General features: G+C 42.3%; 24 protein-coding genes. 22 read left to right on the forward strand and 2 right to left on the reverse strand.

What is annotated here, in order from left to right:
- Positions 1-9 precede the first annotated feature (9 nt).
- The 8 genes from der (at position 10) to greA (ending at position 10,148) form a co-directional block, all read left to right on the forward strand.
- On the forward strand, positions 10-1,320 hold the full coding sequence (gene der / locus SM121_RS04180; RefSeq protein WP_155126611.1) for a ribosome biogenesis GTPase Der: 1,311 nt from the start codon (positions 10-12) through the stop codon (positions 1,318-1,320).
- A gap of 530 nt (positions 1,321-1,850) precedes the next feature.
- Positions 1,851-4,949: a DEAD/DEAH box helicase gene (locus SM121_RS04185; protein WP_320911234.1), complete on the forward strand. Its 3,099-nt coding sequence runs from the start codon at positions 1,851-1,853 to the stop codon at positions 4,947-4,949.
- A gap of 55 nt (positions 4,950-5,004) precedes the next feature.
- Complete coding sequence (locus SM121_RS04190) at positions 5,005-5,655, forward strand: cystathionine gamma-synthase (RefSeq protein ID WP_320911235.1); 651 nt, start codon at positions 5,005-5,007, stop codon at positions 5,653-5,655.
- 9 nt (positions 5,656-5,664) lie between these two features.
- Positions 5,665-6,999 carry a UDP-N-acetylmuramate--L-alanine ligase gene (gene murC / locus SM121_RS04195; RefSeq protein WP_320911236.1) on the forward strand — a complete coding sequence of 445 codons (1,335 nt, stop codon included), beginning with the start codon at positions 5,665-5,667 and terminating at the stop codon, positions 6,997-6,999.
- 81 nt (positions 7,000-7,080) lie between these two features.
- A complete protein-coding gene (locus tag SM121_RS04200) occupies positions 7,081-7,497 on the forward strand; it encodes a GNAT family N-acetyltransferase (RefSeq protein WP_320911237.1) in 417 nt (138 codons plus the stop codon).
- Between the two features lie 12 nt (positions 7,498-7,509).
- Positions 7,510-8,019 (forward strand): GNAT family N-acetyltransferase, encoded by a 510-nt coding sequence (locus SM121_RS04205; RefSeq protein WP_320911317.1) that lies wholly within the window; start codon positions 7,510-7,512, stop codon positions 8,017-8,019.
- A gap of 59 nt (positions 8,020-8,078) precedes the next feature.
- On the forward strand, positions 8,079-9,608 hold the full coding sequence (gene mltG / locus SM121_RS04210) for an endolytic transglycosylase MltG (protein ID WP_455431241.1): 1,530 nt from the start codon (positions 8,079-8,081) through the stop codon (positions 9,606-9,608).
- A 57-nt stretch (positions 9,609-9,665) separates the two neighbouring features.
- Positions 9,666-10,148: a transcription elongation factor GreA gene (greA, locus tag SM121_RS04215; RefSeq protein WP_003005389.1), complete on the forward strand. Its 483-nt coding sequence runs from the start codon at positions 9,666-9,668 to the stop codon at positions 10,146-10,148.
- A gap of 585 nt (positions 10,149-10,733) precedes the next feature.
- On the opposite strand, the gene yidC is transcribed toward greA, so the two are convergent.
- Together yidC and SM121_RS04225 are read right to left on the reverse strand one after the other, a co-directional pair.
- Positions 10,734-11,651 carry a membrane protein insertase YidC gene (gene yidC / locus SM121_RS04220; protein ID WP_320911238.1) on the reverse strand — a complete coding sequence of 306 codons (918 nt, stop codon included), beginning with the start codon at positions 11,649-11,651 and terminating at the stop codon, positions 10,734-10,736.
- A 76-nt stretch (positions 11,652-11,727) separates the two neighbouring features.
- Complete coding sequence (locus SM121_RS04225; protein ID WP_003005664.1) at positions 11,728-12,006, reverse strand: acylphosphatase; 279 nt, start codon at positions 12,004-12,006, stop codon at positions 11,728-11,730.
- A 73-nt stretch (positions 12,007-12,079) separates the two neighbouring features.
- Between SM121_RS04225 and SM121_RS04230 the strand changes: the two genes are divergently transcribed.
- From SM121_RS04230 to yidD, 14 genes are all read left to right on the forward strand, one after another.
- Positions 12,080-12,826 (forward strand): TrmH family RNA methyltransferase, encoded by a 747-nt coding sequence (locus SM121_RS04230; RefSeq protein ID WP_320911239.1) that lies wholly within the window; start codon positions 12,080-12,082, stop codon positions 12,824-12,826.
- 82 nt (positions 12,827-12,908) lie between these two features.
- Entirely contained in the window at positions 12,909-13,400 is a 492-nt protein-coding gene (locus SM121_RS04235) for an HDIG domain-containing metalloprotein (protein ID WP_003005617.1), read from the forward strand.
- A 28-nt stretch (positions 13,401-13,428) separates the two neighbouring features.
- A complete protein-coding gene (locus tag SM121_RS04240; protein ID WP_003008369.1) occupies positions 13,429-14,115 on the forward strand; it encodes a Bax inhibitor-1/YccA family protein in 687 nt (228 codons plus the stop codon).
- 95 nt (positions 14,116-14,210) lie between these two features.
- Positions 14,211-15,461 carry a diaminopimelate decarboxylase gene (locus SM121_RS04245; protein ID WP_320911240.1) on the forward strand — a complete coding sequence of 417 codons (1,251 nt, stop codon included), beginning with the start codon at positions 14,211-14,213 and terminating at the stop codon, positions 15,459-15,461.
- 55 nt (positions 15,462-15,516) lie between these two features.
- The gene (locus SM121_RS04250; protein WP_003005109.1) at positions 15,517-15,762 is read left to right on the forward strand and encodes a YneF family protein; all 246 of its coding nucleotides are present in this window, start codon (positions 15,517-15,519) and stop codon (positions 15,760-15,762) included.
- Positions 15,763-15,839: 77 nt separating this feature from the next.
- A complete protein-coding gene (gene racE, locus SM121_RS04255) occupies positions 15,840-16,634 on the forward strand; it encodes a glutamate racemase (RefSeq protein WP_320911241.1) in 795 nt (264 codons plus the stop codon).
- Complete coding sequence (locus SM121_RS04260) at positions 16,631-17,611, forward strand: nucleoside-triphosphate diphosphatase (protein ID WP_320911242.1); 981 nt, start codon at positions 16,631-16,633, stop codon at positions 17,609-17,611. The genes racE and SM121_RS04260 overlap by 4 nt, the downstream gene beginning before the upstream one ends.
- On the forward strand, positions 17,584-18,105 hold the full coding sequence (locus SM121_RS04265; RefSeq protein ID WP_003005619.1) for a metallophosphoesterase: 522 nt from the start codon (positions 17,584-17,586) through the stop codon (positions 18,103-18,105). Before SM121_RS04260 ends, SM121_RS04265 begins: the two co-directional genes overlap by 28 nt.
- On the forward strand, positions 18,102-18,563 hold the full coding sequence (gene cbpB / locus SM121_RS04270) for a cyclic-di-AMP-binding protein CbpB (RefSeq protein WP_003005120.1): 462 nt from the start codon (positions 18,102-18,104) through the stop codon (positions 18,561-18,563). The genes SM121_RS04265 and cbpB overlap by 4 nt, the downstream gene beginning before the upstream one ends.
- Positions 18,560-19,291: a site-specific tyrosine recombinase XerD gene (xerD, locus tag SM121_RS04275; RefSeq protein WP_003005319.1), complete on the forward strand. Its 732-nt coding sequence runs from the start codon at positions 18,560-18,562 to the stop codon at positions 19,289-19,291. The genes cbpB and xerD overlap by 4 nt, the downstream gene beginning before the upstream one ends.
- Positions 19,291-20,010, forward strand: coding sequence for a segregation/condensation protein A (locus tag SM121_RS04280; protein ID WP_003013218.1), 720 nt, complete (start codon positions 19,291-19,293; stop codon positions 20,008-20,010). The genes xerD and SM121_RS04280 overlap by 1 nt, the downstream gene beginning before the upstream one ends.
- The gene (gene scpB, locus SM121_RS04285; protein WP_003013327.1) at positions 19,994-20,563 is read left to right on the forward strand and encodes an SMC-Scp complex subunit ScpB; all 570 of its coding nucleotides are present in this window, start codon (positions 19,994-19,996) and stop codon (positions 20,561-20,563) included. The genes SM121_RS04280 and scpB overlap by 17 nt, the downstream gene beginning before the upstream one ends.
- Positions 20,553-21,284, forward strand: coding sequence for a pseudouridine synthase (locus SM121_RS04290; RefSeq protein WP_003005375.1), 732 nt, complete (start codon positions 20,553-20,555; stop codon positions 21,282-21,284). The genes scpB and SM121_RS04290 overlap by 11 nt, the downstream gene beginning before the upstream one ends.
- Positions 21,281-21,538, forward strand: coding sequence for a membrane protein insertion efficiency factor YidD (gene yidD, locus SM121_RS04295; RefSeq protein ID WP_003013303.1), 258 nt, complete (start codon positions 21,281-21,283; stop codon positions 21,536-21,538). The genes SM121_RS04290 and yidD overlap by 4 nt, the downstream gene beginning before the upstream one ends.
- The last annotated feature ends 44 nt before the right edge of the window (positions 21,539-21,582 follow it).

Below are 21,582 nucleotides of genomic sequence, written 5' to 3' on the forward strand. Positions count from 1 at the left end.
GAGGAAATCATGGCCCTACCAACTATTGCGATTGTAGGCCGTCCCAATGTCGGAAAATCTACACTCTTTAACCGGATTGCCGGTGAGCGGATTTCCATCGTTGAGGATGTAGAAGGAGTCACTCGTGACCGCATTTATGCAACAGCTGAGTGGTTGAATCGAAAATTTAGTATCATTGATACAGGGGGAATTGATGACGTAGATGCCCCATTTATGGAGCAAATCAAGCATCAGGCAGAAATTGCCATGGACGAAGCAGATGTGATCGTCTTTGTCGTTTCTGGGAAAGAAGGGATCACGGACGCGGATGAATATGTCACTCGTATCTTGTATAAGACCCATAAACCGGTCATTCTTGCAGTCAACAAGGTGGATAATCCAGAGATGCGCAATGATATCTATGATTTTTATGCCTTGGGACTGGGTGAGCCACTACCGGTATCCTCTGTCCACGGGATCGGAACTGGGGATGTGCTTGATGCCATCATTGAAAATCTCCCGAATGAAACAGAAGAAGAAAATCCAGATATCATTAAATTTAGCTTGATTGGTCGTCCAAATGTTGGAAAATCAAGCTTGATCAATGCGATCCTTGGAGAAGACCGAGTTATCGCAAGCCCTGTTGCTGGAACTACACGGGATGCCATCGATACCCATTTTACCGATGCAGATGGTCAAGAATTTACCATGATCGATACAGCTGGTATGCGTAAATCTGGTAAAATCTATGAAAACACTGAGAAATATTCTGTCATGCGTGCCATGCGTGCCATCGACCGTTCAGATGTGGTTTTGATGGTTATTAATGCCGAAGAAGGGATTCGGGAATATGACAAGCGGATCGCTGGCTTTGCTCATGAAGCTGGTAAAGGTATGATCATTGTTGTCAACAAATGGGATACCATTGAAAAAGACAACCATACCATGAAGCAGTGGGAAGATGACATTCGCGATCAATTCCAATACCTTTCTTATGCGCCGATTGTCTTTGTCTCTGCCTTAACTAAACAACGCTTGCACAAGTTGCCAGAGATGATCAAACAGATCAGTGAGAGTCAAAATACGCGGATTCCTTCAGCTGTCTTGAACGATGTGATTATGGATGCCATTGCCATTAATCCAACACCGACAGATAAAGGAAAACGTCTCAAGATCTTCTATGCGACACAAGTAGCAACCAAGCCGCCAACTTTTGTGATCTTTGTTAATGAAGAAGAACTGATGCACTTCTCTTACCTTCGTTTCTTGGAGAACCAAATTCGCAAGGCCTTTGTTTTTGAAGGAACCCCGATCCATTTGATTGCGCGAAAACGGAAGTAGGGAATACGAGACAAATGGATCAAAGTCGGGAAGGATATTTCAAATGATAAAATGCTCGTTCTTCCAACTATGAAAACAACTAAAAGTAGCGCATAAGCGTTACTTTTTTTAAGGATGAGTAGAGTAAACTCATGAAGATCATGAGAGCTTTAGGTTTGTATACTTATTATTTAAGATCTATCTGTATCTCTTGTTTATCGGTTCGATCGTAAACTTGGAGCTCTTGATCCTATTACTGGGGATTTTATTAAAAAATAAGGTCGTGTTTTTTGTGTTTTTCTGTGAGCTATCGGAATCTTTCTCCTCTCTATTTAGCTATTCTATCTATTGTTCGCTCAAACAGTCAAAAGAGAAGAAGCGTGGATAGCTGTTTGTGATGACTAAGTTACGAAATCATATAAAAAACTGGGACAATGCTGTCTCAGTTTTTCTATTTTAAAATGGGCTAAAAACCTTTCAAGATGATGACTATCTTTTCTAATTTTTCCTTAAATATGTTATAATAAAGGGATTAATTTAAGGTGGTAAACATGGCAAAATTAATTCCTGGGAAGGTTCGTTCACAAGGGAGCCTTCTATATGAAGATGGGAAAGTTTCCCTTCAGGAAGTAAAAGAAAAATACCTGTATTTTCGGGTGGAAGAAGAAAGCTTGCGTTACAGTTTGGATGATGATGCCGTTTTTTGTAGTTGTGCTTTCTTTCAAAAGAAAAAATTCTGTACCCATCTGGCAGCTGTAGAAGCTTATCTGAAGAATGATGACAGTGGGAAAGCTGCTCTTGCAAGTCTTGAAGAAGACGCCACTGCAACTGAAGAAACTCAGGAGAAGGTCTCTTTTGGAAGTTTATTTTTAGATCAGGTGCTTCCAAAAATCGAGAAAAAAGAACCCCGCTATATCTTATCAGCTGTTGGACATGAAGACGACTATTCTGGTCAATTTTTATGGACTCTTCGCATTCGTCGCTTGCCAGACGAGCGCTCTTATGTGATCAGAGATGTGCTAGCTTTTTTGCAGACCCTTCAAAAAGAAGGCTATTTTGCAATTGGCAAAAGTTATTATGAACCTATTTCTTACTTAGAATTTGATAGGGCTAGCCAGGATGTGATTAATTTCCTACAGGGCTTGGTCACAGATGGTGGATCAAAAGAGCAAGATTTCTTTCCCAATGCTGGGCGCCATCTCTATTTCCCACCGAGTCTTTTTGAAGAAGCTGTGGAATTACTGATGAATTTGGACTCTTTTCTGCTGCAATATAGCTTGTATGACTTTTCAGAAGTGTATTTTCAGGATGTCCATGGGGAGGAAGATCTCTTTCATTTTCAGGTGGAGGACCATGGGGATTTTTACGAATTGATCATTACTGAGCCACAAGTGAAGGTTATCGAGTCGGCTAATTATCTATTTAGAAATGGTGTCTTCTATCACCTGACGCCCCAACAGCGGACCCTATGGAAGGCGATCCAAGATCTTCCAATGGATCAGGATCGCAAAAAACGCCTGCATTTTGATCCCACGGACCAAACAAAGCTTTCCTATAGTTTAAAAGAGTTCAAAAAACTGGGACAAATAACAGCACCGACCAGCTTTTTAATCCACGATTTTACTCCGGAATTTCATTTTGATCTTGCACAGGACCAGACCGTTTTACTGGACGTGGTCTTTCAATACCAGGACCGTGCAGTGACCACGCGTGAGGAACTTCTCAATCTTCCTTATTCCAGTGATTTCGATAAGGAGCAAGAAGTCTTTTCAACCATGCTAGCAGCAGGTTTTACAGACGACTTTTCTTCCCAAAGAAGTCCTTTATCAAGTGAGCAGCTCTATCCATTCTTTCGCCAACAGATCCCGACTTTTGAAGCCTTAGGAGAGGTTACCCTCTCTGATAACCTTTTAGATCTTTATCAAGTGGAGCGTCCAAAAATTGATGTTAAAACCAATGGCAGTCTACTGGAGATTGGTTTTGACTTTGAAAGTGTGGATCCAGCTGAAGTGGACCAGGTCCTCAAAGCTTTGGTGGGGCAAAAAGATTATTTTGTTAGCCATACAGGGAAGGTCCTTGTTTTTGATGAAGGAACCAAGAAAATCAGTCGAGCCTTAGCAGATCTGCGGGCGAAAATGAGCAAGGGTGGGAAACTACAAGCCCGCCGGATAGCTGCATATCAGTTATCTGATTTGTTGGCAGATCAAGACAATGTTCATTTTTCAGAAGAATTTCGAAATTTGGCTCATGATTTGACTCATCCAGAAGATTACCACCTCCCTCAGATGACAATCCAAGCGACCCTAAGGGATTACCAAGAAACAGGGGTCAAATGGTTCTCCATGCTAAATCAATATGGTTTTGGTGGTATTTTAGCGGATGATATGGGGCTTGGGAAAACCCTGCAGACCATTTCCTTTTTGACCAGTGTTGCAAAAAAAGAAACTAAAATCTTGATTCTAGCTCCGTCTAGTCTCATTTACAACTGGAAACAAGAATTTTCAAAATTCGCTCCTCAGATGGAAGTGGCAGTCGTCTACGGTCTCAAGCAGCACCGAGATGAACTCATCGCAACCAATCCACAGGTGGTTATCACTAGTTACGCTTCTTTCCGTCAAGATGTGGAGGAATACCAGAAGAATCAGTATGAGTACTTGATTCTAGATGAAGCCCAGGTCATGAAAAATGCCCAAACCAAGATTGCCCAACACTTACGTGGCTTTGAGGTTCCGCATGTGTTTGCCCTATCAGGGACACCGATTGAAAACCATGTGGGTGAACTCTGGTCCATTTTCCAAATTGTTCTTCCAGGGCTCTTCCCAGCTAAAAAAGAATTTCAAAAATTGACTCCTGAGACCATTGCGCGATTTGTCAAACCCTTCGTCATGAGACGGAAAAAAGATGAGGTGCTCCAAGAATTATCGGACTTGATTGAAACAACCTACCACAATGAGTTGGATGACAGTCAAAAAACGATCTATTTAGCTCAATTAAAACAAATTCAAGATCGAGTTCGAACCTCTAGTGAGGAAGAACTAAATCGGAGCAAGGTGGAAATTCTCTCTGGTCTCATGCGCCTTCGCCAAATCTGTGATACCCCCGCCCTCTTTATGGAAGACTATCAGGGAGATAGTGGGAAATTAGAGAGCCTTCGAGATCTTTTGGGTCAAATCAAGGATGGCGAACACCGGGTTTTGATCTTCTCTCAATTCAGAGGCATGTTGGATATTTTGGAGAAGGAAATTGATCAGCTCGGCATGACTTCCTTTAAAATCACGGGGTCCACTCCGGCCAAAGATCGTCAAGAAATGACCAATGCCTTTAATGCAGGTGAGCGCCATGCTTTTCTCATTTCTCTAAAGGCTGGAGGGGTCGGATTGAACCTCACTGGTGCCGATACCGTCATCTTAGTCGATTTGTGGTGGAATCCTGCAGTGGAAGACCAGGCTATTGGACGTGCCCATCGAATGGGACAGGAACAAAATGTTGAAGTTTACCGTATGATTACTCGTGGTACGATTGAAGAGAAAATCCAAGAACTGCAAGCTTCCAAAAGACACTTGGTCTCAACGATTTTAGATGGAACGGAAACACGATCCAGTTTATCTGTTGAAGAAATTCGTGAGATTCTTGGAATTCAGTCAGAATAGCTTGAAAAATTCTGTGAATAGTTTATAATTAATGGAGTGTCGAAAGGAAGAAACCATGACAGAAAAATATTTTCCTCAAGTAGGGGATAATGAGTTGATGTTAACAGAGATGCCCCACATGAACCTGTACGATGAAACAGATTTGATTAGTAACATTACAGGCGACTATGTGGATAAAAATTATTTGGAATGGCAACCAATTGCTGAAAATACCAAACCCAAGCATCCTTACCATCAACCACTAGAAGAGCCCCTACCGAAAAGACGGCCAGTAAGAAAACCTGATTTTAAAGAGCCGATTGATAAAAAAAGTCCTGCCAATCGTTATGCAGAGGAAGCCAGAGAGCGTGCGCGTGAAGATCTGAAAAAGAAACGCACAGCCCCCTATCTGACAACGGATCCAGCAGCTACTACAAGTAAGCGGAAAAAACCGTTTATTTCAGAACGAAAACCTGGCCAGACAACGGCTCCCTTCCAAAAGGAAAAGCCAGGTGAATTATTGAAATATAGCAAACGATTGCGACAAGATCAGTTGATCCTTGCAGAGTTTGAATCTGTAGGAGAACCAGAAGTGGCAGAACCGACTGAAAAGAAAAACAATTATGATTTCTTAAAGACTAGCCAAATATACAATAAAGATCAGCACAAGCTGAAACTACAGCCGATCAAACAAGAATTGGATTTAACCCATCTAGATCAAGAATAAGGAGAAAACATGTCTAACACATACCATTTTATTGGAATTAAAGGAGCAGGGATGAGCGCTTTAGCTCTCATGCTTCACCAAATGGGACATACGGTTCAAGGGTCAGATGTTGAGAAATATTACTTTACGCAACGTGGCTTGGAACATGCAGGGATTCAAATTTATCCATTTGATGTGAAAAATTTGGAAGGCGACAAGATCCTCATTGCAGGGAATGCTTTCCGTCCAGATAACAATATAGAAATTGCTTATGCAGATGAGCATGGTTTAACCTATAAACGCTACCATGAATTCCTTGGTGAATTTATGCGTGACTTCGTCAGCATGGGAGTTGCCGGAGCACACGGAAAAACCTCAACAACAGGGATGCTTTCGCATGTCTTATCAAATATCACTGATACCAGTTATTTGATTGGTGACGGGACAGGTCGTGGCTCTGCAGCAGCCAAATACTTTGTATTTGAATCAGATGAGTATGAACGCCACTTTATGCCTTACCATCCTGAATACAGTATCATCACCAATATTGACTTCGACCATCCAGACTATTTCACGAGCTTAGAAGATGTCTTTAATGCCTTTAACGATTATGCCAAACAAATCAGCAAAGGCCTCTTCATCTATGGAGAAGACAAAGAATTGCGTCGGATTACCTCATCAGCACCAATTTATTACTATGGTTTTGATAAGGAGACGAACGATTTTGTGGCTAGCAACTTGCTTCGTTCAACGGCAGGTTCAACCTTCGACGTTCATTTCCGTGGAGAAGATTTGGGGCAATTCCATATCCCAACATTTGGTCGTCACAACATCATGAATGCCACAGCTGTCATTGGCTTGCTTTACATTGCAGGATTTGACTTAGATTTAGTCCGTGAGCATTTAAAGACCTTTGCTGGAGTGAAACGTCGCTTCACTGAAAAAGTAGTTAATGGAACAGTCATCATCGATGACTTTGCGCATCATCCAACGGAAATTATTGCAACCTTGGATGCAGCCCGTCAAAAATACCCAAGTAAAGAGATTGTGGCCATTTTCCAACCACATACTTTTACACGGACGATTGCCTTGTTAGATGAATTTGCTGAAGCGTTGAATCAAGCAGATGCTGTTTACTTGGCACAGATCTATGGTTCTGCACGGGAAGTCGACCACGGCGATGTGAAGGTTGAAGATTTGGAAGCAAAAATTGTCAAACGTTCAGCGATTATTACAGCTGAGAATGTTTCTCCTCTTCTTGACCATGATAATGCAGTCTATGTCTTTATGGGAGCAGGAGATATTCAAACCTATGAATACTCATTTGAGCGTTTATTATCTAGTTTGACACATAGTGTACAATAAGATATGATTGAGTCTGGAATCGATTGGTTCCAGACTTAAATTTATCTGTCCACTGAAGGAGTATGAGATGAGGAAAGCAGGATGATGATTCGACCAATCACCCCAGCTGATCAAGAACAGCTGTTGTTGCTAGAAGAAGAACTTCATGACAATGAAGGGAAGGAGCACAAAGCCACTCTTGAGGAAGCGCTAGGTTCGAAGGAAGCCATTTCTCTACTTGCAGAACAGGCGGGAGATATGGTGGCCTACTTGTTGGCGACAGAAGACCAGCATTTAAAAGGAGACCTAATCGTATTGCGATTAGCAGTGAGGCCAGCCTTTCAAGGTCAAGGTTATGGTTCTATTTTGATCGCTGCTTTAAAGGATCTAGCTGTTCAAAAGGGAAAGAAAGCCATTTGGATCGATTGCCCAGAAGACTTACTATCTTACTTTGCCCAGCAAGGATTTCGGGATGAAGCTGAGTCTGATCGAGGTGTCCATATGGTTTGGGAACGATAGAAGGAATTAATGATGAAAGAAAAGATTCACATTAGACAAGCAGAGCTGCAGGATTTGGATGCCATCGAGCGCATTGAGCTTGAGAATTTCTCAGAAGAAGAAGCGATTCCGCGTCAGATTTTAAAAGATCACATCGAAAAGATTCAAACGACATTTCTTGTAGCAGAATGCCAGGGGCAGATTTTAGGCTATTTAGAAGGACCTGTTAGACCGGAGCGCTATTTGATCGATTCCTCCTTTTTAGAGGTTGAAGATCTAAGCCATTTAGAAAAGGGCTTTATTTCCATTACGAGTCTATCCATTGCTAAAGAAGCCCAAGGACTTGGAGTGGGAACCCTTTTGCTTGAAGCGATGAAAGAGATTGCGATTAAGGATGGCTGTCAAGGGATCAATTTGACCTGTCATGATTATTTGATTCCTTATTACGAAAAGCAAGGATTTACCAATGAAGGTCTCTCAGAATCCCAATATGCGGGTGAAGTTTGGTACAATCTGGTCTGGGAAAATGAAAACCTTGATTAAATAGGTATTTTGAAGAAGAAGGGCGATTTGTATTGCTTTTCTAAATCTTTTAAGATATAATATTAAGGATTATGATGAGGGAGGTCAATTATTTGACTGATAAATCACAAGACAGTGAGAAGTTATTAAGCTTCAAAGAGCAGATCCTCAGAGACTTAGAAGAGGCCAATGAGCAACTTCTAAAGATCGAAAAAGAGTATGATCTACCTGATCGAAGCATTGAAACCCCTTCTTCACTGAAAGAGGAGGAAGAAGCAACACCGCCTCCAAAAGTAGAAGAATCTGCGTTGGCTCCCAAAGAAGAACCAGTGGAGCCGGTAAATGCGACTCCTGCTGTGGAAGAAAAGAGTGAGCTTACAAAGCCTGCTAAAAAAGAACCAAGTCAGGAACCGGTAGAGGAAAGCTTATCGCGCTCTTCTCGTAACCAGCGCCAACAAAAACAAAAGAAACAAAATAAAATCGCTAAACGAATTGTGCGGACAGTGGTCAGCCTTTTGCTGATTGTGATCGTAGCTACAGGGATCTTTGCTGTGACCTATATCCATTCAGCCGTTAAGCCGATGGATAAAAATGCAACAGAATTCGTAACGGTTGAGATTCCAGCAGGTTCAAGTAATCGTGAGATTGGCGCGATCCTTGAGAAAAAAGGACTCGTGAAAAATGGCCAGTTCTTTAACTACTATAGCAAGTTCAAGAACTATAGCAATTTCAAATCCGGTTACTTCAATTTGCAAAAGAGCATGGACCTAGAAACCATCATCCAAAAATTGCAAGAAGAGGGTACCAAAACTCCTCAGGCTCCAGTTCTTGGGAAGGTGACGATTCCAGAAGGTTATACGATCGATCAGATTGCGACGGCTATCACCACCGATGTCTCCACTAAGAAGGCAGGCAAGACTCCATTTAAGAAAGAAGATTTCTTGAAGGCTGTCCAAGACGATGCCTTTATTGAGAAGATGGTAGCCAAATATCCTAAGCTCTTGGCGAATCTACCAAGTAAGGATTCTGGTGTTCGCTACCGTTTAGAAGGTTATCTCTTCCCAGCAACTTATAACTATGGGAAAGATACCACAGTGAAAGAGATGATCGATCAGATGATCGCGGCAATGGATCAAAACTTAAGACGCTATTATGAAACACTTGAGAGCAAGAACATCAATGTGAACGAAGTATTGACCCTTGCTTCCTTAGTTGAAAAAGAAGGGGCGACAGATCAGGATCGTAAAGATATCGCAAGTGTCTTCTATAACCGCTTGAACCAAGACATGCCTCTGCAAAGTAATATTGCAATTCTTTATGCGCAAGGTAAACTTGGCCAAAAGACGAGCTTAAAAGAAGATGCAACGATCGATACGGAATTAAATTCCCCTTATAATATTTATAAGAATACCGGCTTGATGCCTGGCCCAGTGGATAACCCTGGAGTATCAGCGATCGAAGCGGCGGTGAACCCAAGTAAAACCGATTACTTGTATTTTGTCGCAAATGTTGAAAATGGTGAAGTCTTCTTCGCTAAGACATACGAAGAACACAATAAAAATGTTGAAGAACATGTCAATAGTAAATTGACACAAGCAAGTTCAAACTAGAAAAAGCATGTGGCGTGTCCACAGCTTTTTCATTCAAATAATAGAAAGAGAAGAATAATGGCAGAAAAAACATACCCAATGACCCTAGCAGAAAAAGAAAAGTTGGAACAAGAATTAGAAGAGTTGAAATTGGTCCGTCGTCCTGAAGTAGTAGAACGGATTAAGATCGCACGTTCATATGGTGACCTCTCAGAAAACTCTGAGTATGAAGCAGCAAAAGATGAACAAGCTTTTGTTGAAGGTCAAATCTCTAGCTTGGAAACAAAAATCCGTTATGCAGAAATCGTTGATAGTGATGCTGTTGCAGTAGACGAAGTAGCGATCGGAAAAACCGTTACAGTTCAAGAAGTTGGCGAAACAGATGAAGAAGTATACAGCATCGTTGGTTCAGCAGGGGCAGATGCCTTTGCAGGAAAGATCTCTAACGAAAGCCCAATCGGTCACGCTTTGATTGGTAAGAAGACAGGTGACGTTGTCACTGTTGAGACACCAGCTGGAAGCTACCAAGTGAAAATTTTGAACGTAGAAAAAACAGCGTAACTATAAAATGCAGGCTCTCCAAGAGGGTCTGTTTCAGATTAAAGACAAAGTTCTCTTAGAAACTTTCCTTAAGTGAGTATGGACGTCAGCGAACTTCCACGAAGTTCCATGACTAAATCAAGATACAAAGGGCGTGGCGGATAAAGTCAAAATAGGAAGTTTGACGCAGAATCTTTAGATTCTAGGAAGACTTATCTTTTTGACACGATCCGCAGCCCGTGTTCAATTCGTTTTGAACCCCTTCGATTTTCAATTTTTAGGCTCAGGCTAAAACAGTTCCCCGAACTGTTTTACTTTCAAAACTCCCCTAGTTCCTGAAATAATTATGTTTCAGGCACTTTTCTCACGGCGGAAAGTTTCAGTATCTGCTGTATGAACCTAATAGTTTATATCATTTTATTTTTTAACATTACTTAGATAAAAACGGTCTTAAAGCAGGCTCTCCAAGAGGGCCTGCTATTTTGTGCTCTTAATCCCCTTGTGAAGGTGAAAATTTTTCGTTGACTGATTGAATGGTATCAAAAAAGCACTTGAACTAAAAGGTTCAAGTGCTGCTCTATTTTCGCTAGAATTTAGTAGTTTGTACTACTTTCTATTGCGTTGTTTCCCTGCATTGCGGTTGTTTTTTGGTTTGTGTTGGATTTGTGTCGTCGCAGTTGGTGTGACATCTTTTTTCACGCGGTGACTAGTAGCTTTTGGAGGATTGTTTTTGTATTCCTCAGCGACCCGTTTGCGAAGATTTGGACGAATCAAGTAGTTGATGACAAATTGTTGGATAATTTGGATTACCCCACCGACTACCCAGTAAAGAGTCACTCCGGCTGAAGAGATCAATGAGAAGACACCGATCATAATCGGGCTCATCAATGATGCTTTACGCATGCTTTCCTTTTGGGTTTCATCTTCAATTCCATGAAGAGAGAGCATACTTTGGATATAGTAAAGAACCGCTACGATAGCCGTCAAGAGCAAGCTTGGTTTGCCAAGAGCAATGCCAAGGAAGCTACTTTCTGCTACCCCTTTGGTGTGTTGAGCAGCAAAGAAGAGAGCAGAGAAGAATGGCATTTGGATCAAGAGTGGCAAACACCCAACTCCACCAAACATGCTGACTCCATTTTCACGTTGAGCAGCCATTAATTCCTGTTGCGCCAATAGCTTTTCTTCTTGTGAGCTAGCGTTCTTCATGCGCTCTTGGATTGGCCCAAGGATGGGTTTTAAGTAATTCATCTTTTCAGATTGGTAGGTGGCCTTCCATGATTGGTACAAACCAAGTGGCAAGATGATTAACCGCACGATCAAGGTGACGATAATAATCCCGATCCCAAAGCCCAAGCCAAGGTTGTTGGCAAAGAATTTGATGGCTTCGCCCATTGGACGGCCAAGAAGATCCCAGATCAATCCAGTCGGATTTCCAGTTTTCCGATCGACACTCACGCATCCTGATAAGAAGACAAGCGAAGCTAGTCCCATCGATGCAAGTAATGCAAGTTTATTTTTTTTCACAAATAGTTCCTTCTTTTTTTAATGATACCTTTCTATTCTACTGTTTTTTTTGAAAATACACAATAGTTCTCTAGTCTTAATTTGCAATTTTGAAGTCTGTATAGTTTTCAAAGTTTGCGAGCGTAACATCCAAATAAGTCACATGTGCAAAAGGCGTAGGACCTTTGCGAATTTCTTGGATGAATTTGGCCATTTGGCTGCTAGATTCTGCCTGGGCCAGAATGCCAACAGTTCCGTCGTCATTATTCCAGACACGGCCAGTGATCCCACCGATCTCTATAGCAAGACTGTAGACTCCCCAGCGAAAGCCAACCCCTTGAACCCGTCCTTGGGCAATCATTTTTACCTTTTGCATGTGCGACCTCCTTGACTCGAAGAAATCTATCTGAGGCATGATTTCTTCTTTTTCTTTGTGCTATAATAGTTCTATGAATATTATAACGTCTAAATCCAATAATGTAATCAAAAATGCTAAAAAATTACATCAAAAAAAATACCGGACAGATTCTTATCTCATTGAAGGCTGGCATCTGTTTGAAGAGGCAGTAGAAAATCAAGCGAAGATTCGGCAGGTCTTTGTTTTAGAAGCCTATTTAGACCAGGTAGAGGACATCCAAAAAGTCACCGTCGTGACTCCGGAGATCTTAAGTCTCTTGGCAGATTCAAAGACTCCGCAAGGGATTGTCGCAGAGATCGCTCTAGAGCAGCCAGAACTTCCGGATCAGCTACAAGGGCGGTTCCTCTATTTGGAGGATGTACAGGATCCTGGTAATGTAGGGACTATGATTCGAACAGCAGATGCAGCAGGCTTTGATGGTGTCATGCTATCGAAAGCCTCCGCAGATCTATACAGTCTCAAGACCCTTCGATCCATGCAGGGCAGTCATTTCCATATCCCTATCTGGAAACTGGATCGAGAAGAACTATTGGAGCTAGCTACGCAATCACATCTAGCAGTTCTCGCAACGACGCTTTCAGAAGCTTCCATTGACTACCGTCAGCTTCCTCAGACCGATCAGTTTATCCTGGTGATGGGGAATGAAGGAAATGGCATCAGCCAGGAAATGGCGGCACAAGCAGACCAGCTGGTTCATATTCCCATGCCAGGTCGGGCAGAGAGTTTGAATGTTGCAGTGGCAGCAGGAATTTTGATGTTTTCTTTAAGGAAATTTTGAGAAAAAGAAGTATACTTAACCTGTAAGAAGAAGTTGATGGAGGTCTTATTGGGAGAGCTTATCAACGAAAGGTGGTTATCTTATGCAATATCATCGTGACAAAGAATACATGACCTATGTAGGCCATCTGATCCAGCATCCTAAGGTTCAAAAATTAGCTGACATTCCCCACCATATTCATTCCAATCGTTTGGAGCATTCCATTCATGTTAGCTATACCAGTTATAAACTGGCTAAAAAATTTGGTTGGGATGCCAAAAGTACGGCTCGGGGTGGCCTCTTGCATGACCTATTTTACTATGATTGGCGCGAGACAAAGTTTACCAAGAGTCACGCCTGGATCCATCCCCGCATTGCCGTGAGAAATGCACGAAAGATCACAGATCTCAATGCCAAGGAAGAAGACATCATTATTAAACACATGTGGGGAGCTACCCTTGCTCCGCCTCGCTACAAAGAATCTTTTGTGGTGACCATGGTGGATAAATACTGGGCTGTTAAGGAAGCTTCAGAACCTTGGCGTAAAAAGATGGCCAAAAGGAGATTTTTTCATCGAAAAATGTTAAAATCGTAGTAAACAAATTTGAAAGGAACTTGTTTATATGTATAATGATTCAGTAATCCAAGAACAAAGTGGATTGAATGCTTTTTATAACAAAATCTACTCATTAGTTGGGATCGGTGTAGGGATTTCAGCCCTTGTGTCTGGTCTTATGATGACAGTCTTTCAAGATTTCTTCGTTCAAATCTTGACAACAGCACCAATGGTTTACTATGCAGCAGTGGTTGTAGAATTGATCTTGGTCTTTGTTGCAAGTGGGAAGGCTGTTAAAAATAGCCCATCTGCTCTTCCAATCTTCTTGATCTACTCAGCTTTGAATGGGTTTACGTTGAGCTTTATCATTGCTCGCTACATGCAAGCGACTGTCTATAAGGCTTTCTTGGTCAGTGCCTTGATGTTTATTGTCATGGGAGCTATCGGACGCGTCGTGAAAAAAGACCTTTCTGGTATGGGACGTGCCTTGATGGGAGTCTTGATCGGTGTGATCATCGCTTCTGTTGTGAACATGTTTTTGAGAAGTTCTGGAATGGACTATATCTTGAGTATTATCTCTGTCTTCCTCTTTGCAGGATTGACAGCTTGGGATAACCAAAAGATTCGCTATGTCTATGATCAAACAAATGGTCAACCTGCTACAGGTTGGGCAGTAGCGATGGCTTTGGAACTTTATCTTGACTTTATCAACCTCTTTATCAGCCTTCTTCGTATCTTCGGAAGAAACGACTAATCAAAGAGCAATTGAGCTGGGGCATTTGCCTCGGCTTTTTTTGTCTTTCGACTTGTGCTATACTAATAGTGACTAAAGAATAGAAATGAGCGCTTATGAAAACACCTTTTGTAACCCGTGAACAATTAGAAAGTCTGACCCAAGAATTCCCTACCCCTTTCCATCTCTATGATGAAGCAGGAATTCGTGATACGGCTCGTGCCCTCCATCAAGCTTTTGCTTGGAATGAAGGATTTAAGGAATACTTTGCCATCAAGGCGACTCCCAATCCTTCGATCCTAAAAATTTTGCAAGAAGAGGGCTGTGGTGTCGACACTGCCAGCTACGTGGAATTATTAATGGCGGATAAGCTGGGCTTTAGCGGGAAAGAGATTATGTTTTCTTCTAACAACACGCCAGCTGATGAATTTGTCTATGCTAGAGAATTAGGGGCAACTATCAATCTGGATGCCTATGAAGATATTGCTTTCTTGAAGTCTGTGACTAGCATCCCCAAGGTTATTTCTTGCCGCTATAATCCTGGTGGAGTTTTTGAACTGGGAACCGATATTATGGACAATCCTGAAGAAGCCAAGTTTGGAATGACCAAGGAGCAATTGATCCAAGCCTTTATCGAGTTGAAAGAACTAGGTGTGGAAGAGTTTGGCATTCACGCTTTATTAGCTTCTAATACTGTATCCAACGACTACTATCCAGAGCTGGCGCGTCAACTTTTTGAATTGGCAGTAGAAGTCGTCGAGAAAACAGGTGTCCACTTGGGCTTCATCAATCTCTCTGGTGGGGTTGGGGTCAATTACAAGCCGGAGCAAGAACCAAATGATATTGCCATTATTGGGGAAGGCGTGCATCGCGTTTTTGATGCGATTCTCAAACCGGCGGGACTTGGCCATGTGAAAATCTATACCGAGCTTGGTCGCTTTATGCTGGCTTCACATGGCCTCTTAGTAACCAGAGTCACTCATAAAAAGAAAACCTACCGGACCTATGTGGGCGTCGATGCTTCAGCTGTGAATCTTCTTAGACCGGCTATGTACGGTGCTTATCACCATATTACCAATATGGATCGTCCAGATGGACCGACTGAAGTGGTCGATGTCGTGGGAAGTCTCTGTGAAAATAACGATAAATTTGCCAAACAACGAGAACTACCCGTGACGGAGATTGGAGATTTGCTCGTGATCCATGACACCGGAGCCCATGGATTTTCAATGGGGTATCAGTACAATGCCAAGTTGCGTTCTGCAGAAGTTTTGCTTCAAGAAGATGGGCAGGCCCGTTTGATTCGTCGAGCAGAAAAATCAGAAGATTATCTTGCGACACTCTACGGCTTTAACATTGAAAAATAAGCGATTGTCTGATATAATGATAGTTATGTAAAAATAATGGATCGGAGAAAATTGTATGAATCTCTTTTTAGGAATTTTGTTGATTATTTTAGCTTTCTTTGGTGGGATGGTTGCAGGAATGTTCTTGCTTCGTCGTCAATTTGAAAAAGAATTTGCATCAAACCCACGTTTGAATGTTGAAGCAGTCCGTACGCTTTTAGGTGCCAGCGGCCAACGTCCAAGCGAAGCAAAAGTTCAACAAGTCTATCGCCAAATTGTCAACCAACAAAAATCAGCGATGGCGAAAAACAAGAAAAAATAAGAGTGGGGCAATCTCACGATAATAAATGAGAGGGGCTTGGAGGAATTTCTTAGTCCCTCCTTTTGGAAGGAAGAGATATGGATAACCGACCGATTGGTTTTTTAGATTCTGGCGTAGGGGGCCTGACTGTTGTCCGCGAATTGCTCCGTCAGCTCCCTCACGAAGATGTCGTCTATATTGGAGATTCAGCGCGTGCACCTTATGGTCCTAGACCAGCAGACCAAATCCGCGAGTATACTTGGCAGATGGTGAACTTCCTTCTGACCAAAAATGTCAAGATGATTGTCTTAGCCTGTAATACAGCGACGGCAGTGGTTTGGGAAGAAGTCAAGGAGAAACTTGATATTCCCGTTTTGGGAGTGATCTTGCCCGGAGCTTCTGCAGCTATTAAATCGACGACCCATCAAAAATTTGGGGTCATTGGGACACCGATGACGGTTTCTTCTGGAATTTATAAAGAGAAGATTCAAAGTCTAGCACCAGACATGGAAGTCAGCAGTTTAGCTTGTCCCAAGTTTGTTCCTCTAGTGGAATCAAACGAGTTGGCATCCAGTGTGACCAAAAAGGTGGTTTACGAAACCCTAAAACCACTAGTTGGAAAGGTTGATACCTTAGTCTTGGGATGCACCCACTATCCCCTTTTAAAACCGATCATTCAAAATGTGATGGGACCGGATGTCAAATTGATTGATAGTGGGGCAGAGTGTGTTCGGGATATTTCCGTCTTATTAAACTATTTTGAGCTCAATAAGAGTCGTGAACTCTTAGAGCAGACCCACCGCTTTTTTACCACTGCAAATGCCAATAGCTTTGCAGCGATTGCCGAAAAATGGCTAGAACGTTCAGTGAATGTGGAGCATGTAAATTTATGAGTGACAAACTATTTGAATACAAAGATCCCCAGGATTGGTATATTGCCCAATGGGGAGAAGATGCAGACTACAACCAATTTAGTCAAGTGCCTGCGGAAGCTTCCACTCTGTTAGATCAGCTGGAATTTCTCTTTGCCAAGGATCCTGAAGGCTTCCCTCTCAATCTATCGGTGATGCGCTATGGTTCAGCCTTTCGTTTTCTGACCTTTTTGACCGAAATCTTGAATGAAGTCAAGGGAAGATCTTTTGAAATCGTACAGCGTCAAGGAGCCTTGCTCTTGGTTGAAAAAGGGAAATTGCTCTATTTGCATTTGCCAAGTGATGGGGTGGATTTGGAAGCCTTTTTGGGTCAAGACAAGGTCAAAGATACGATTCTTATTGCGACTCGAAATGAGGGAAAAACTAAAGAATTCCGTAATATGTTTGAAAAACTGGGCTTTGAAGTGGAAAATCTCAATCAATACCCAGAGCTTCCAGAAGTCGAAGAGACAGGTCTGACCTTTGAAGAGAATGCCCGCCTAAAAGCTGAAACCATTGCAGAGCTAACTGGGAAAACAGTCTTAGCGGATGACTCAGGTTTGAAGGTGGATATCTTGGGAGGCTTACCAGGGGTTTGGTCAGCTCGCTTTGCGGGAGTTGGTGCGACAGATGCGGAAAACAATGCGAAATTGTTGCACGAATTGGCCATGGTCTTTGACTTGAAAGATCGTTCAGCTCAGTTCCATACCACCTTGGTGGTTGCAAGACCAGGCAAGGAAAGCCTAGTGGTGGAAGCGGATTGGCCAGGGTATATTAATTTTGAGCCCAAAGGGGAACACGGCTTTGGCTATGACCCTCTCTTCTTAGTTGGGGAAACGGGCCGTGCTGCTGCTGAATTAACGCTAGAAGAAAAAAATACACAATCACATCGTGCTTTAGCTGTTAAAAAGTTATTGGAGGTATTTCCATCATGGCAAAGCAAACAATCATCGTTATGAGTGATTCGCATGGAGACCGCTCCATTGTTGAAGCTATTAAAGAAAAATACCTAGGCCAGGTCGATGGGATCTTTCACAATGGGGATTCTGAACTGAAAAGTGATGATCCTGTCTGGGAAGGGATCCACGTTGTCCAAGGAAATATGGATTTTTATGATGGCTATCCGGAACGCTTGGTGACCCAACTAGGGCCGACACGGATCATCCAGACCCATGGGCATCTCTTCCAGATCAATTTTAGTTTTCAAAAATTGGATTTGTGGGCCCAAGAGGAGGAAGCAGATATCTGTTTATACGGTCACCTTCATATCCCAGATGCTTGGAAGGAAGGAAGAACCCTCTTTGTGAATCCTGGATCCGTTAGCCAACCTCGTGGTCTGATTCGGGAGTGTTTGTATGCCAAGATAGAGATTACGGATTCGAACTTTAGGGTAGAGTATTATACGCGAGAGCATGAATTGTATCCTGAACTGACAAAAGAGTTTAGCAGATGATAGCAAAGGAATTTGAACGTTTCTTGCTGACGCAGGAAGAGACGTTCTTAACTCCTGCCAAAAATTTAGCGGTCTTGATTGATACCCACAATGTAGACCATGCGGTCTTGCTGTTGAGCCAGATTAGCTATAGTCGCATTCCGGTAGTGACGGATGAACGCAAGTTTGTGGGGACGATCTCCCTAACGGATATTCTATCTTATCAATTGAAACACGAGATTCCTGAGGAGACTTTTGCTTCGATGGATATCGTAGACGTTGCAAAGAAGGAGGTCGGGGTCATCGGCTTAGACTTCAATTTGACAGAAGTCCTTCACAAGTTGGTGGATGACTCCTTCTTATCAGTGGTGGATGAAGAAGGGTATTTCCAAGGGATTATTACGCGGAAATCGATCCTCAAAGCCATCAATTCGCTGATGCATAATTTTTCAAATGAATACGAGATGATTCCAAAATGAAAGAATTTATTGCAAGTTTTATTGATCAAAAAGAACTAAGTGAAAATTCTCAGTCAGCCTATTTCTATGATTTGGACCAATTTATTGAATCAATTCATGGAAAAGTAACACCGACTAATTTGAGAATTTACCAAGCTTCGATTAAAGATTTTAAACCGGCGGTTCAAAAACGAAAATTATCCGCCGTTAACCAATTTTTATATTATTTGTATCAAGAACGCTTTATTTCTGAATATCATCGTTTGGTCTTGCCTAAAATTCAACCGGCCAAAACCCATGATCGTGAATTGTTGGATCTGACCCATTTTTGGGAAGAATCAACCAATCCACAGGGACGCTTGATGGCCTTATTGATTCTGGAGATGGGCTTATTGCCAAGTGAGATCCTCCAAGTCAAGGTCGAAGATATTCAGCTGGACTTTCATGTGATTCGAGTGGGCAAAGATGGCCAAAAACGAGTTTTAAAAGTTCCAGAGCCTTTACTGGATGAGTTGCAGCTCTTCCTCGATGGTGTCTATCTCTTTGATAATAAGGGAAAATCATACTCCCGTCAGTGGGGATTCCGGCAATTAGAAGCCTTCTTGATTGAAAAAGGCAACCAAGACCTTTCGGCACAATCGATTCGTGAGCAGTATATTTTGAAACAACGTGAACTCGGTGTGGATCTCTTTAGTATTGCGCGTGAATTGGGCCTAAAAACTATGGTGACATTAGAAAAATATAAATAATGGATATTAAATTTAAAGATTTTGAAGGGCCTTTGGATCTCTTGCTCCACTTGGTCTCTAAATACCAGATGGATATCTATGAGGTCCCCTTGATTGAGGTGATTGAACAGTATCTGGCTTATCTGGCGACTCTCCAGGCAATGAAACTAGAGGTGGCAGGGGAATACATGCTGATGGCTAGTCAACTAACCCTGATCAAGAGTCGAAGACTTCTTCCTAAGGTCGCAGAGGAGATGGATGAAGCAGAGGATCTAGAGCAGGACCTCCTTTCTCAATTGGAAGAGTACCGTACTTACAAGCAATTAGGAGAGTTGATGGCCTCGCAGCACGAGGAGCGCGCCCTCTATTATTCGAAACCGAAGATGGAATTGGTCTATGACGATACTGAATTACTTCATGATCGCACCACGGTGGATCTCTTCTTGGCTTTCTCAAAACTATTGACCAAGAAAAAAGAAGAATTCCGCCAGAACCATACAACCATTGTCAAGGATGAATACAAGATTGAGGATCTGATGGACCAGCTGCGTCACCGATTCCACGATCGTTCACAAGTTCTCTTGCAGGACTTGTTTCTAGAAGCAGCGGATCTCCAAGAGGTCATTACCCTATTTCTTGCAACCCTTGAATTAATCAAAATTCAAGAGGTCACAGTGGTACAGGATACGGCTTTTGGAGAAATTTACTTAAATAGGATTGAACATGAGCAAATTAGCTGAAATTGAAGCACTCTTATTTGTAGCGGGTGAAGAAGGAATTACTGCCAGACAAATCGCAGATCTTCTCTCTTTACCCCCAACAGGTGTGGTGCAAAGTTTAGAAAAATTGGTCCAAAAATACCAGGAGGATACAGATACCAGTCTGTGTTTGATGGAGACAGCTTCCCGTTATAAATTGGTGACAAAGGCAGACTACGCTTCGGTTTTACGAGACTATTCTAGAACGCCTATGAACCAAAGTTTGTCTCGGGCTGCCCTTGAAACCTTGTCAATCATTGCTTATAAGCAACCGATCACCCGTGTGGAGGTCGATGATATTCGGGGTGTCAATTCCAGTGGGGCCATTACCAAACTACTGTCATTTGATCTGATCCGTGAAGATGGGAAAAAAGAAGTCCTCGGGCGTCCTAATTTGTATGTCACGACGGAGTATTTTTTGGATTATATGGGGATCAATCATTTGGAGGAATTGCCAAAGGTTGAGGAAGTGGACATTGATCCAGAAGAAGGTCAATTATTTTCAGAGAGAACAGAGGAACTAGATGAGAATTAACAAATATATTGCCCATGCAGGCGTAGCTAGTCGTCGCAAGGCCGAAGAACTGATCAAGCAAGGCTTGGTGACAGTCAATGGCCAAGTTGTGCGTGAATTAGCGACCATCATTAAAACCGGTGATCAGGTAGAAGTAGAAGGGACTCCAATCTATAATGAAGAAAAGGTCTACTATCTTTTAAATAAGCCACGTGGCGTCATTTCTAGTGTATCGGATGATAAAGGTCGGACAACAGTCGTTGACCTTTTATCTCAAGTACCAGAGCGCATCTACCCAGTGGGACGTTTGGACTGGGATACATCTGGTGTCTTGATTTTGACCAATGATGGTGATTTTACAGATGAGATGATCCACCCGCGAAATGAAATTGATAAGGTCTATGTGGCGCGTGTCAAAGGGATTGCCAATAAGGAAAACTTACGTCCCTTGACGCGAGGGGTGACCATTGATGGAAAGAAAACCAAGCCAGCGACTTACGAGATTTTAAAAGTGGATGTCGAAAAGAACCGTTCAGTGGTTCAGTTGACCATTCATGAAGGGCGTAACCACCAGGTTAAAAAGATGTTTGAAGCTGTGGGACTTTTAGTGGACAAACTCTCCCGGACCCAGTTTGGGAATTTGGACGTCTCAGGACTACGTCCGGGTGAATACCGTCGTTTGAACAAAAAAGAAATCAGCCAGCTGCACAATCTAGCAGTAACTAAATCTAAAAAAGCATGAAAACAATCCTGATTGCGCTGGTCAGAGGCTATCAAAAATGGATCTCTCCCCTATTTCCGCCTTCTTGTCGTTTTCAACCGACCTGTTCCAATTATATGATCCAAGCGATTGAACGTTTTGGTGTGAAAGGTGTCTTGATGGGGATTGCAAGGATTCTACGTTGCCATCCGGGAACCAAAGCAGGACCAGACCCCTTGCCAGACCATTTTAGTCTGAAGCGAAATGAAGAATCAAAATTGGACGATCGGAAATAAACAGAAACACCCTTAGAAATTATTTTTCTAAGGGTGTTGATTTT

The organism is Streptococcus sp. S1, from assembly GCF_034137685.1.
Lineage (GTDB): Bacteria > Bacillota > Bacilli > Lactobacillales > Streptococcaceae > Streptococcus > Streptococcus dentalis.

Coding starts and splice junctions, on each gene's coding strand:
- der (WP_155126611.1), top strand. CDS start 10: ATGGCCCTACCAACTATTGCGATTGTAGGCCGTCCCAATGTCGGAAAA.
- SM121_RS04185 (WP_320911234.1), top strand. CDS start 1,851: ATGGCAAAATTAATTCCTGGGAAGGTTCGTTCACAAGGGAGCCTTCTA.
- SM121_RS04190 (WP_320911235.1), top strand. CDS start 5,005: ATGACAGAAAAATATTTTCCTCAAGTAGGGGATAATGAGTTGATGTTA.
- murC (WP_320911236.1), top strand. CDS start 5,665: ATGTCTAACACATACCATTTTATTGGAATTAAAGGAGCAGGGATGAGC.
- SM121_RS04200 (WP_320911237.1), top strand. CDS start 7,081: ATGATGATTCGACCAATCACCCCAGCTGATCAAGAACAGCTGTTGTTG.
- SM121_RS04205 (WP_320911317.1), top strand. CDS start 7,510: ATGAAAGAAAAGATTCACATTAGACAAGCAGAGCTGCAGGATTTGGAT.
- greA (WP_003005389.1), top strand. CDS start 9,666: ATGGCAGAAAAAACATACCCAATGACCCTAGCAGAAAAAGAAAAGTTG.
- SM121_RS04225 (WP_003005664.1), bottom strand. CDS start 12,006: ATGCAAAAGGTAAAAATGATTGCCCAAGGACGGGTTCAAGGGGTTGGC.
- SM121_RS04230 (WP_320911239.1), top strand. CDS start 12,080: ATGAATATTATAACGTCTAAATCCAATAATGTAATCAAAAATGCTAAA.
- SM121_RS04235 (WP_003005617.1), top strand. CDS start 12,909: ATGCAATATCATCGTGACAAAGAATACATGACCTATGTAGGCCATCTG.
- SM121_RS04240 (WP_003008369.1), top strand. CDS start 13,429: ATGTATAATGATTCAGTAATCCAAGAACAAAGTGGATTGAATGCTTTT.
- SM121_RS04245 (WP_320911240.1), top strand. CDS start 14,211: ATGAAAACACCTTTTGTAACCCGTGAACAATTAGAAAGTCTGACCCAA.
- SM121_RS04250 (WP_003005109.1), top strand. CDS start 15,517: ATGAATCTCTTTTTAGGAATTTTGTTGATTATTTTAGCTTTCTTTGGT.
- racE (WP_320911241.1), top strand. CDS start 15,840: ATGGATAACCGACCGATTGGTTTTTTAGATTCTGGCGTAGGGGGCCTG.
- SM121_RS04260 (WP_320911242.1), top strand. CDS start 16,631: ATGAGTGACAAACTATTTGAATACAAAGATCCCCAGGATTGGTATATT.
- SM121_RS04265 (WP_003005619.1), top strand. CDS start 17,584: ATGGCAAAGCAAACAATCATCGTTATGAGTGATTCGCATGGAGACCGC.
- cbpB (WP_003005120.1), top strand. CDS start 18,102: ATGATAGCAAAGGAATTTGAACGTTTCTTGCTGACGCAGGAAGAGACG.
- xerD (WP_003005319.1), top strand. CDS start 18,560: ATGAAAGAATTTATTGCAAGTTTTATTGATCAAAAAGAACTAAGTGAA.
- SM121_RS04280 (WP_003013218.1), top strand. CDS start 19,291: ATGGATATTAAATTTAAAGATTTTGAAGGGCCTTTGGATCTCTTGCTC.
- scpB (WP_003013327.1), top strand. CDS start 19,994: ATGAGCAAATTAGCTGAAATTGAAGCACTCTTATTTGTAGCGGGTGAA.
- SM121_RS04290 (WP_003005375.1), top strand. CDS start 20,553: ATGAGAATTAACAAATATATTGCCCATGCAGGCGTAGCTAGTCGTCGC.
- yidD (WP_003013303.1), top strand. CDS start 21,281: ATGAAAACAATCCTGATTGCGCTGGTCAGAGGCTATCAAAAATGGATC.